Source organism: Pseudoroseomonas cervicalis ATCC 49957, from assembly GCF_000164635.1.
Classification (GTDB): domain Bacteria; phylum Pseudomonadota; class Alphaproteobacteria; order Acetobacterales; family Acetobacteraceae; genus Pseudoroseomonas; species Pseudoroseomonas cervicalis.
Window position 1 is genome coordinate 625,378 of sequence record NZ_GG770778.1, and the last position, 10,326, is coordinate 635,703.

Sequence of the window (10,326 nt, forward strand, 5' to 3'; positions counted from 1 at the left end):
CCCTGGCGCTGCGGCCGGAGCGCATCCTGAGCGGCGCCGCGGCACCCCCGGACGGGGTGGAGGGCGTGGTCGAGGAAGTGGCCTTCCGCGGCGATGACAGCCTGCTGCTGGTGCGCGCCCCCGGTGGCGCGCAGCTGCGCGTCAGCCATGCCGAGGAGGACGGCCCGCCGCCGCCGCGCGGCGCCGCGCTGCGCCTGGGCTGGGAGGCGGCGTCCCTCGTGCCGCTGGCCGGCTGATGCGGCGCCTTGTCCCGGCCATCCCCGGCCTCTGGCTGGCGCTGTTCGTGGCCGCGCCGCTGCTGGTGGTGCTGGCCCTCTCCCTCTCCTGGCCGGCCGAGGGCGTGCCGCCCTTCACCCTGCCCTGGAGCGGAGAGGAAGGGCCGAACACCGAGACCTACGCCCTGGCCCTGGGCGACCCCTATTACCGCGGCGCCTTCCTGGATGCGCTGCTGGTGGCCTGCGGCACCGCCGGGCTCTGCCTTGCGCTGGCGCTGCCCATGGCGCTCGGCCTGGTGCGGGCGCCGTCGCGCTGGCGCATGCCGCTGCTGGCGCTGCTGCTGCTGCCCTTCTGGACCGGCTTCCTGCCCCGCATCGGCGCCTGGATCGGCCTGCTGCGCGACGAGGGCTGGATCAACACCCTGCTGCAATCGGCAGGGCTGATCGAGGCGCCGCTGCCGTTGCTCTATTCCTGGCCGGCGCTGTTCCTCGGCATGGTCCACGCCTACCTGCCCTTCGCCGTGCTGCCGCTCTACGTCACCCTCTCGCGCCTCGACCCGGCGGTGCAGGAGGCGGCGGCGGATCTCGGCGCCACCCCCTGGGTCGCCTTCCGCAGCGTCACCCTGCCGCTCGCCGCCCCCGGCCTGGCGGCGGCCTTCCTGCTGGTCTTCATCCCCGCCGCCGGCGAATACGTCATCCCCGAGCTGCTGGGCCCGCCGGAGGCGCAGCTGGCCGGCCGCGTCCTGTTCCAGGAATTCTTCCAGAACCGCGACTGGCCGGTGGCGGCGGCGCTGGCGGTGCTGCTGCTGCTGGTGCTGCTGCTGCCGATCCGGCTGTTCCAGCGGCTGGAGCAGCAGCCATGAGCCGCGGGCGGCTGGCGCTGCTCGGCCTCGGCGCGGGTCTGCTGTTCCTCTGGCTGCCGGTGCTGCTGCTGGCGGGCTATGCCTTCAGCGATGCGCGCATCCCCTTCCAGTGGGGCGGCTTCTCGCTGCGCTGGTTCGCAGCCCTCGCCGGGAATGACCGGCTGGTGGAGGCGGCGCTGCTGTCGCTGCGCGTGGCGCTCGGCGCGGCGAGCCTGGCGGTGCTGCTGGGGGGCGCCATCGGCTGGGTGCTGGCGCGGCACGGCCCGTTCCGCGGCCGGGCGATCTTCGGCGCGCTGGCCGGCGCGCCGCTGGTGCTGCCCGATGTGGTGATGGGCCTGGCCCTGCTGCTGTTCTTCGTCGCCCTGCAGCGGCTGACCGGCTGGCCGGCCGAGCGCGGTGCCATGACCATCCTGCTGGCGCATGCCACCATCGGCGCCGCCTATGTGGCGGTGCTGGTGCAGGCGCGGCTGGCCGGGCTGGCGCCGGAGCTGGAGGAGGCGGCGCGCGACCTCGGCGCCGGGCCCGCCACCGCCTTCCTCACCGTCACCCTGCCGCTGCTGGCGCCGGGGCTGGTGGCGGGCTGGCTGCTGGCCTTCACCCTGTCGCTGGACGATGTGGTGGTGGCGAGCTTCGTCTCCGGCCCCGCCGGCACCACCCTGCCGATGGTGGTCTTCTCCATGCTGCGGCTGGGGCTGACGCCGGAGGTGAACGCGCTGGCGGTGATCATCCTGGCGCTGGCCGGGCTGGGGGGCGCGCTGGCGGCGCTGGCGCTGCGCGGGCTGCGGCGGGGCTGAGGCGCGCGAATCGGCGCCGCATCGCCGCGTGCCGCCTTGTCGGAGCGGGCGGGAGAGGGCTAGGGTCCCGCCTCTTCTGAGCTGGACCGGACTCCCATGACCCTGACCGCCGAGCGGCTGGACCGCATCGCCCCCTCCCAGACCATCGCCATCACCGCCAAGGCGCGCGCGCTGAAGGCCGAGGGGAAGAACGTCATCAGCCTCTCCGCCGGCGAGCCGGATTTCGACACCCCGCGCAACATCAAGGACGCGGCCATCGCGGCGATCGAGCGCGGCGAGACCCGCTACACCGACGTCGCCGGCACCAAGGCGCTGCGCGAGGCCTGCGCCACCTATTTCCGCCGCGAGCACGGGGTGGAGTACAAGCCGGAGGAGATCGTCGTCTCCACCGGCGGCAAGCAGGTGATCTTCAACGCCCTGCTGGCCACCATCAACGCGGGCGACGAGGCGATCATCCCGGCGCCCTGCTGGGTCTCCTACCCCGACATCGTGGCGCTGGCCGACGGCACGCCGGTGATCGTGCCGGCCGGGCAGAACCAGGGCTTCAAGATCACGCCGGAGCAGCTGGAAGCGGCGATCACGCCCAAGACCAAGTGGCTGATCCTGAACAACCCCTCCAACCCGACCGGCGCCGCCTATTCGGCGGAGGAGCTGAAGGCCCTGGCCGAGGTGCTGCTGCGCCACCCGGATGTCTGGGTGTTCACCGACGACATCTACGAGAAGCTGACCTATGGCGGCTTCAAGGCCCGCACCCTGGTCGCCGTCGAGCCGCGCCTGAAGGACCGCACGGTCACGATGAATGGCTGCTCCAAGGCCTATGCCATGACCGGCTGGCGCATCGGCTTCGCCGGCGCGCCGCTGAAGCTGATCAAGGCGATGGACAAGCTGCAGGGCCAGTCCACCTCCAACACCTCCTCGATCTCCCAGGCCGCCGCCATCGAGGCGCTGACCGGCCCGCAGGATTCGGTCGAGGCGATGCGCGTGGTCTATGAGCGCCGCCGCGACTTGGTGGTGGGCCTGCTGAACAAGGCGCCGGGCATCCATTGCCTGACGCCGGACGGCGCCTTCTATGTCTTCCCCTCGGTGCATGCCTGCCTCGGCAAGACCACCGCCTCGGGCAAGAAGATCGAAACGGACGAGGATTTCGTCACCGCGCTGCTGGAGGATGAGGGTGTGGCGGCCGTGCATGGCTCGGCCTTCATGTTCCCCGGCCATTTCCGCATCAGCTACGCGACCGACGATGCCTCGCTGACCGAGGCCTGCACGCGCATCCAGCGCTTCTGCGCCGGCCTGAAGTAAGTGACGGGCCCGGAGGGGCGGGATGTCCCGCCCTTCCGCTTCCGGCCGGCGGCGGAGGCGGATTTCGAACGCCTGCTGGACCTCTCCATCCGCACCATGCGCCCGCAGCTCGAGGCGATCGGCCGCTGGGACCCGGCCCGCCGCCGCGCCCGCATGCGCGAGGGCTTCGACCCCGCCGCCACCCGCTGCATCGAGGCGCCGGACGGAAGGCTGCTCGGCTGCGTCTCGGTCTTCGCGGGGGATGAGGTCACCGAGGTCAGCGGCTTCTACCTGGAGCCGGACTGCCAGGGGGCCGGGCTCGGCCGCGCGGTGATGCGGGCGATCCTGGCGGAGCACCTGGACCGGCCCGCGCGGGTCGAGGTGCTGAAGGGCAGCCGCGCGATGGACTTCTACCGCCGCCTCGGCTTCGCCCTGGTGGCCGAGCAGGAATTCGACTGGCTGCTGGAACGGCCGCCCGGAGGCTGAGCCTTGCCGCTCAGCGCAGGATCTGCATCGACGCGACCTGGGCGCCGCGGATCTCGTAGCGCACCTCCGGCTGGCCCGCCGCCCAATAGACCTGGCTGTTCCGCGTGTGGGGCGGCTCGCGGCGCGTCGGCGGGCCATGCAGCCGGGCGACCCGCGCCGCCCAGTCGCCCAGCGCCACCCCGCCCAGCCGGCCCGCGAAGCCCGTCTCCAGCACCAGCCCGACGACCCGCTGCGCGGCGTCGAAATCGGCGGTGACGCCATGCGCCACCACCCAGCGGGTCCGGGGCGCGGTGGCCGGCAGGCCGGGGACCGGCTGCGGCTCGCCCTGCAGCCCCAGGCGCTGCCTTACGGCATCCAGCCTCTCGCCCAGCGCCAGCGGCGCGCCATCGAGCTGCCAGACCGCCGGGGCGGGCGGGGCGGGGTCGTGGCCGAACCGCGCCTCGCGCAGCTGCGCCACCAGCTGCACCCGCTCGCGCTGCAGCATCGCCGCCTCGACCCGGCCTTTCATCTCGCGCTGCGAGGCGTCCTGGCTGCAGGCCGGGATCGCGCCGGGCGGCGAGGCGGCGGCGGCGATCTCCGCCCGCTCGGCCTCGGACAGCCAGGCGGGCAGGGCCGGCATGGCGAAGCGGGCGCCGCCATGGCAGCGCTCCGCATAGGCGGCGTGCTGGGCCTGCAGCGCCTGCAACTGCCGGGCCTGGGCGATGAGATGGTCGCGCAGCGCCACCTCGTCCTGCTCCAGCCCGCGCACCGCCTGCAGCAGCATCCGGCGCCCCTCCGCGGAGAGCGCCGTGTCGGGGGCGGGCTGCGGCGGGCCGGAGAGCATCAGGCGCAGCCGTTCGACCGAGACCAGCTCGGCCGAGATCGCCAGCTGGGCCAGGCAGATCGGCACGGCGAGCGCCGCCAGCGCCAGGCGCGGCGCCCAGCGCGGCGTCTCCCGCAGCACGCCCACCGCCATGGACAGGCCGATGCCCGCCAGGATCAGCCCGCCGAGGTTGAAGCGGCTGCCGCCCACCAGCTCGCCATTTACCCGCACCTCGTTGCTGAAGCCGAGGAACAGCCAGAAGGGCAGCAGCCCGAGGGCGATCGCCACCAGGGGCCGCCGCAGCCCGCGCCAGTTCCGTTCCACCATTGGCTCCTCTCCCCGTGTCAGGCCTCCCTGGTAGCGGAGCGGAGCCGGGCGGGTGGCATGACGATGGGTTGAGCGGCTCAGCCGGCCGCGGGCGGCTCGCAGAAGCGCAGGTGATTGCCGAAGGGATCCCCCACCGTGACCATGCGGCCCCAGGGCAGGCTTTCCAGCCCGGGCCGGGCGAAGCGGTATCGCTTGCCGATCAGCTCCCGGTGGAAGGCCTCGATGCCCTGCATGCGGATGAACACCGTCGCACCGGGGCAGGCATCGCCATGATGCTCCGACAGATGCAGCAGCAGCGCGCCGCGGCGGATCTGGCAGTAGAGCGGCAGGTCGGGCGCGAAGCGATGTTCCCACTCCAGCGCGAAGCCCAGGAAGCCGAGATAGAATTCGCGCGCCTTGGCCTCGTCGAAGCTGCGCAGCACGGGGATGGTGGCCTGGAAGACGGGATCGTTGCTCATGCCCGCATCCTGGCAGGCCGCGCGGCGCGGGGAAGGGCGCCCGTCCGGTGGCGCAAGCGGGGCGGTTCTGCGCGCCGCGTGGACCTGGCGGCCTTGGCGCGGCCGGCACAGGCTTCTAGGCTGCCCCGCCTGTTTCCCTCGGAGAAGACCCTGCTCATGCCCGCCCTCGCCGGTCGCCTGAAAGACATCGCCGTTTCCGCTTCCGTCATCATGGGCACCCGCGCCCGTGAGCTGGCCGCCGAGGGCAAGAAGGTCATCAGCCTCGCCTCCGGCGAGCCGGATTTCGCGACCCCCGCGCATGCGATCGAGGCGGCGCACCAGGCGGCGCTCTCCGGCGACACCAAGTATCCGCCGACCGAGGGCACCCGCGCGCTGAAGCTCGCCGTGCAGAAGAAGTTCAAGCGCGACAACAATCTCGACTACGCGCTGGACGAGATCCTGGTGGCCAATGGCGGCAAGCAGATCATCATGGACGCGCTGCTGGCCAGCTGCGATCCCGGCGACGAGGTGCTGATCCCCGCCCCCTACTGGGTCAGCTACGCCGACATGGCGAAGCTGGCGACGGCGACGCCCACCTTCGTCAACTGCCCGCAGAACAACGGCTTCAAGCTGCGCGCCGAGGATCTGGACGCCGCCATCACGCCGAAGACCAAGTGGCTGTTCCTGAACTTCCCGAACAACCCGACCGGCGCCTCCTGCTCGCGCGCCGAGATGCAGGCCATCGCCGCGGTGATGCTGAAGCACCCGCATGTCTGGATCCTGACGGACGACATGTATGAGCACCTCGTCTATGATGGCGAGTTCTGCACCATCGCCGAGGTGGAGCCGCGGCTGAAGGACCGGGTGCTGACGGTCAACGGCGCCTCCAAGAGCTACGCCATGACCGGCTGGCGCGTCGGCTTCGCCGGCGGGCCGAAGGCGCTGATCAAGGCGATGGCCAACATGCAGGGCCAGCTGACCAGCGGCATCAGCACGATCAGCCAGGCCGCCGCCGTGGCCGCGCTGGAGGGCCCGCAGGAGCTGATCGCCGAGCGCGCCGCGATCTATCGCGAGCGGCGCGACATGGTGGTGGCCATGCTGGCCGAGGCGCCGGGCATGAGCTGCCACAAGCCGGAAGGCGCCTTCTACGTCTATCCGAACATCGCCGGCTGCATCGGCAAGACCAGCAAGGGCGGCAAGAAGCTCGAGACCGACACCGATTTCGCGCTCGCTTTGCTGGAGGAGAAGCTGGTGGCGACGGTGCAGGGCACGGCCTATGGCATGAGCCCCTATATCCGCATCTCCTACGCCACCGACACGGAAAGCCTGCGCGAGGCCTGCGCCCGCATCCAGGAGTTCTGCCGGGAGCTGGCGTGAGCGCGGCGAGCCTCTCCCCGCCGCCCTTCGCCATCCGCGAAGGGCGCGACACGGATGCGGCGGATTTCATCCGCCTCATCGGTGACGCCTGGGGCGAGTATCCGAACTGCGTGCTCGACGTCGATGGCGAGGTGCCGGAGCTGCGCGCGCTGGCCAGCTACTTCGCCGGGGCCGGCGGCGCGCTCTGGGCGGCCGAGGCGCCGGATGGCCGCGTCGTCGGCATGGTGGCGACGCGCCCGCTCGGCTCCGACCGGGCGTGGGAAATCTGCAAGATGTATGTCGAGAAGGCGCAGCGCGGCAGCGGCCTGGCGCATGCCCTGCTCGGCGGCGCCGAGGCGCATGCGCGCGAGGCCGGCGCGCAGCGCATCGTGCTGTGGACCGACACCCGCTTCGAGGCGGCGCACCGCTTCTACGAGAAGCGGGGCTATGTCCGCGCGGGCTCGATCCGCATCCTCGACGACATCTCGAAATCGCTGGAGTTCCGCTACGCCAAGCCGCTGCTGGGCCTGGCGGTGGAGGCGCTGGACGCCGCCGCCGCGGCCAGCGCCGAGCGCAGCCTGGCCGAGATGCTGGTGGCCTGCGTCGCCGATGGCGCGGCGACCGGCCACCTGCCGCCGCTCTCGCCCGAGACCGCGCGCCAGTTCTGGCGCCGGGTGTCGGGCGATGTGGCGCTGGGCCACCGGCTGCTGCTGGTGGCGTGGCAGGAGGGGCGGGTCGCCGGCACGGTGCAGCTCAACCTCGCCATGCCGCAGGACCAGCCGCACCGCGCCGTGCTGGAGCAGCTGCTGGTGCATCCGGGCTTCCGCCGCCAGGGCATCGGCCGCGCGCTGATGCAGCGGGCGGAGCAGGCGGCGCGCGGCATCGGCCGTTCGCTGCTGACGCTCGACATCCGCGCCGGCGCCGCGGCCGAGGCGCTGTGCCGCAGCCAGGGCTGGGTGGAGGCGGGGCGCATCCCCGGCTTCTCCCGCGATGTCTCCGGCGCGCTGACCGACCAGCTGCTGCTGTATCGCAGCCTGTGAGGTTTGGTTTCCCGCCCGCCCTTGCGGCGGGCGGGAGGCTGGGCTGCGGAACCGGCACCGCGCCGCGGCGTTCTTCCTGACGAGACAATTCAGGGAGAACAGCATGACCGCGATCACAGAGGCCCGCATCCTGATCCTGGCGACCGATGGCTATGAGCAGTCGGAGCTGATGGTGCCGTTGCAGGAGCTGCGCCAGGCCGGCGCCAAGGTCGAGGTGGCGGCGCCCGAGAAGACGCGCCAGCCCGGCCAGATCACCGGCTGGGACAAGACCGACTGGGGCCAGCCCGTGCCGGTCGACCGCAAGCTGGCCGAGGTGAAGGCCGAGGATTACGACGCGCTGGTGCTGCCGGGTGGCGTCATCAACCCGGACAATCTGCGCGTCGAGCCGCAGGCGGTGGCGCTGGTGCGCGATTTCGCGGCGAAGGGCAAGGTGGTGGCGGCGATCTGCCACGGCCCCTGGCTGCTGGTGGAGGCGGGCCTCGCCAAGGGCCGCAAGATGACCTCCTACGCCTCGATCCGCACCGATGTGCAGAATGCCGGCGCCACCTGGCTGGATCAGGCGGTGGTGACCGACCAGGGCATCGTCACCAGCCGCTCGCCCGACGACCTGAAGCCCTTCGTCGCCAAGATCGTCGAGGAGGTGAAGGAAGGCTCGCACGGCGCCCGCCGCGCCGCCTGATTCTTTCGGGCTGCCGCAGTCTGGCTGGGACGGGGTCGCGAGAGCGGCCCCGTCCTGCCTGTTTTACGCGTCCAGGAACTTATCCAGGGCGGCGAGAACCTCGTCGGGCGCTTCCTCGGCCAGGTAGTGGCCGCTGTTGACGGCATGGCCGGTCACCGGCTGCGCGGCATAGGCGGACCACAGCGCCAGCGGGTCGTACCATTTGCCGATGCTGCCCTTGGCGCCCCACAGCGCCAGCAGCGGGCAGCGGATCTTCTCGCCCGCCGCGCGGCTGGCGCGGTCATGCTCCAGGTCGATGCCGGCGGCGGCGCGGTAATCCTCGCAGATCGAGGTCACGGTGCCCGGCAGCTTCAGCGCGGCGAGATAATCCGCCCGCGCCTCCGGGTGGAAGAAGCCGCGATCCTTGGGCTCGCGCGAGGTCTGCAGGTCGAACCAGTCCTCGACATCTCGGAGAATCATGCGCTCGGGCAGGTCGTGCTTCTGGGCCAGGAAGAACCAGTGATAGTAGCCGAGCGCGAAGCTCATATCCGTGCGCTCGAAATGCTCGATGGTCGGCACGATGTCGAGCACGGCGAGCTTCTGCACCGCGTCGGGGAAATCCAGCGCCAGCCGGTGCGCCACGCGGGCGCCGCGGTCATGCGCCACCAGCTGGAAGCGCTCATGCCCGAGCTGGCGCATCAGCCCGGCCAGGTCGGCCGCCATGGCGCGCTTCGAATGCGCGGCGCTGCGCGCGCTGACGCCCGGCTTGCCGGAGAAGCCATAGCCGCGCAGGTCGGGGCAGACCACGCTGTAGCGCCGCGCCAGCACCGGCGCGACGCGGTGCCACATCATGTGGGTCTGCGGGTTGCCGTGCAGCAGCAGCAAGGGCGGGCCCTCGCCGCCGCGGCGCAGGCGCAGGCTCTGCCCCTCCACGCTGCGTTCCTCCAGCGTGAATCCCTCAAACAGCATGCTGTTGTTTCCTCCGTTCCGGAGGTGTCAGACCAGCACGGTATAGACGCCGAGCGCCACCCCCAGCACGCACATCACCATGGACAGGCCCGGCCAGATGGATTTCGGCCCGCGCATGGCCAGCAGCACGTTGAAGGCCAGCGAGAGGATGAAGGCGATGCCGAGGCTGGGCAGCGGCAGGTTGTACAGGCCCCAGACCAGCAGGCCGATCCACAGGAAGAAGGCCAGCTTGGCCAGCAGCTTCCAGGCGGTGTCGGCGGCTTCCGAGGCGGGGCGCAGCTCCGGCACGTTGGAGCGGCTATGGATGAAGGCGCCGCCGGAGAGCAGGATCAGGGCAGGCAGGTAGGTTTCCATGGGCCTTGCCGGTAGCCCGCCACCGGGACGTTGCCAAGCCGGAAAGCGCAGCCCCGGCTCAGTGCGCGCAGCCCTTGCGGTCCTTGCCCAGCAGCAGCGGGCAGTAGGAGCATTCCTCGCGGTCGGGCAGGCGGTAGAGCAGGCAGCACACCTTGCGCCAGCGCTTGCCGTCGCTGCTGCCCTCCAGCACGCGCATCGGCTCGTGCATCGGGTTGGCGCCGCCCTCCGGCAGGTGGGGGGTGGCGACGATGGCCTGGCCGCTGGCGGCGGCGCCGGGCGGCAGCTCGGGGGATTGGGCGGCCTCGCGCACGATCCAGGCGAAATAGCTGGCGGCGTTGGACCACAGCACGCGCGGCGCCAGCTTCGCCTCGGCCGCCCAATGGGCGATCAGCGGCGCCAGGTGGCCCTGCAGCAGCGGGGCGAAGCGGGCGAAGGGGTCTTGCGGCGCGGCGCAGGCCTCGCCGGCATGCGGCAGGGCGAGGGCGGCGGGCATGCCATCCGGCTTCAGCAGCACGGCGGCGCCGTCCGGCGCCAGCGGCAGGCTGCGATGCGCCAGCATCAGCGTCAGCGCCACCGGCGGGATCACGGTGAAGAAGTAGTGGCGGCTCCACAGCGAGAGCAGGGCGCGGCGATCCTGGCCGGGCCGGTCGCGCAGCAGCGGCGCCAGGATGCGGTCCACCGCGCCCGCGGCCAGCAGGTCGGACAGCGACAGGGACGGGCCGCGCGTGCCGAGCGGCACCAGCCCGG

At 72.1% G+C, this 10,326-nt stretch carries 13 protein-coding genes; 8 read left to right on the forward strand and 5 right to left on the reverse strand.

Annotation, left to right across the window (positions count from 1 at the left end):
- The 5 genes from HMPREF0731_RS09990 to HMPREF0731_RS10010 form a co-directional block, all read left to right on the forward strand.
- On the forward strand, positions 1-236 hold a 236-nt coding region (locus HMPREF0731_RS09990), incomplete at its 5' end, for a TOBE domain-containing protein (RefSeq protein ID WP_007003984.1).
- Positions 236-1,078: an ABC transporter permease gene (locus HMPREF0731_RS09995; RefSeq protein WP_007003985.1), complete on the forward strand. Its 843-nt coding sequence runs from the start codon at positions 236-238 to the stop codon at positions 1,076-1,078. The genes HMPREF0731_RS09990 and HMPREF0731_RS09995, both read left to right, overlap by 1 nt.
- Entirely contained in the window at positions 1,075-1,872 is a 798-nt protein-coding gene (locus HMPREF0731_RS10000; protein ID WP_007003986.1) for an ABC transporter permease, read from the forward strand. The genes HMPREF0731_RS09995 and HMPREF0731_RS10000 overlap by 4 nt, the downstream gene beginning before the upstream one ends.
- 96 nt (positions 1,873-1,968) lie before the next feature.
- Positions 1,969-3,171: a pyridoxal phosphate-dependent aminotransferase gene (locus HMPREF0731_RS10005; protein ID WP_007003987.1), complete on the forward strand. Its 1,203-nt coding sequence runs from the start codon at positions 1,969-1,971 to the stop codon at positions 3,169-3,171.
- Positions 3,172-3,636, forward strand: a complete 465-nt coding sequence (locus HMPREF0731_RS10010; protein WP_007003988.1) for a GNAT family N-acetyltransferase — start codon at positions 3,172-3,174, stop codon at positions 3,634-3,636.
- Positions 3,637-3,646: 10 nt separating this feature from the next.
- On the opposite strand, the gene HMPREF0731_RS10015 is transcribed toward HMPREF0731_RS10010, so the two are convergent.
- Together HMPREF0731_RS10015 and HMPREF0731_RS10020 are read right to left on the reverse strand one after the other, a co-directional pair.
- Positions 3,647-4,765: a hypothetical protein gene (locus HMPREF0731_RS10015; RefSeq protein ID WP_040612649.1), complete on the reverse strand. Its 1,119-nt coding sequence runs from the start codon at positions 4,763-4,765 to the stop codon at positions 3,647-3,649.
- Between the two features lie 77 nt (positions 4,766-4,842).
- Positions 4,843-5,223 (reverse strand): glyoxalase superfamily protein, encoded by a 381-nt coding sequence (locus HMPREF0731_RS10020; protein WP_040612651.1) that lies wholly within the window; start codon positions 5,221-5,223, stop codon positions 4,843-4,845.
- Between the two features lie 156 nt (positions 5,224-5,379).
- Here HMPREF0731_RS10020 and HMPREF0731_RS10025 point away from each other — a divergent pair, with 156 nt between their 5' ends.
- The 3 genes from HMPREF0731_RS10025 (at position 5,380) to HMPREF0731_RS10035 (ending at position 8,277) form a co-directional block, all read left to right on the forward strand.
- The gene (locus tag HMPREF0731_RS10025) at positions 5,380-6,579 is read left to right on the forward strand and encodes a pyridoxal phosphate-dependent aminotransferase (protein ID WP_040612652.1); all 1,200 of its coding nucleotides are present in this window, start codon (positions 5,380-5,382) and stop codon (positions 6,577-6,579) included.
- Positions 6,576-7,598, forward strand: coding sequence for a GNAT family N-acetyltransferase (locus HMPREF0731_RS10030; RefSeq protein ID WP_007003990.1), 1,023 nt, complete (start codon positions 6,576-6,578; stop codon positions 7,596-7,598). The genes HMPREF0731_RS10025 and HMPREF0731_RS10030 overlap by 4 nt, the downstream gene beginning before the upstream one ends.
- Before the next feature lie 103 nt (positions 7,599-7,701).
- Positions 7,702-8,277 carry a type 1 glutamine amidotransferase domain-containing protein gene (locus HMPREF0731_RS10035; protein WP_007003991.1) on the forward strand — a complete coding sequence of 192 codons (576 nt, stop codon included), beginning with the start codon at positions 7,702-7,704 and terminating at the stop codon, positions 8,275-8,277.
- 63 nt (positions 8,278-8,340) lie between these two features.
- Here HMPREF0731_RS10035 and HMPREF0731_RS10040 read toward each other — a convergent pair whose 3' ends face one another.
- The 3 genes from HMPREF0731_RS10040 to fhuF all read right to left on the reverse strand — a co-directional run.
- A complete protein-coding gene (locus HMPREF0731_RS10040; protein ID WP_007003992.1) occupies positions 8,341-9,225 on the reverse strand; it encodes an alpha/beta fold hydrolase in 885 nt (294 codons plus the stop codon).
- Between the two features lie 27 nt (positions 9,226-9,252).
- On the reverse strand, positions 9,253-9,579 hold the full coding sequence (locus HMPREF0731_RS10045) for a hypothetical protein (protein ID WP_007003993.1): 327 nt from the start codon (positions 9,577-9,579) through the stop codon (positions 9,253-9,255).
- A gap of 58 nt (positions 9,580-9,637) precedes the next feature.
- Positions 9,638-10,326: siderophore-iron reductase FhuF (gene fhuF / locus HMPREF0731_RS10050; RefSeq protein ID WP_007003994.1), on the reverse strand; the 689-nt coding region annotated here is incomplete at its 5' end.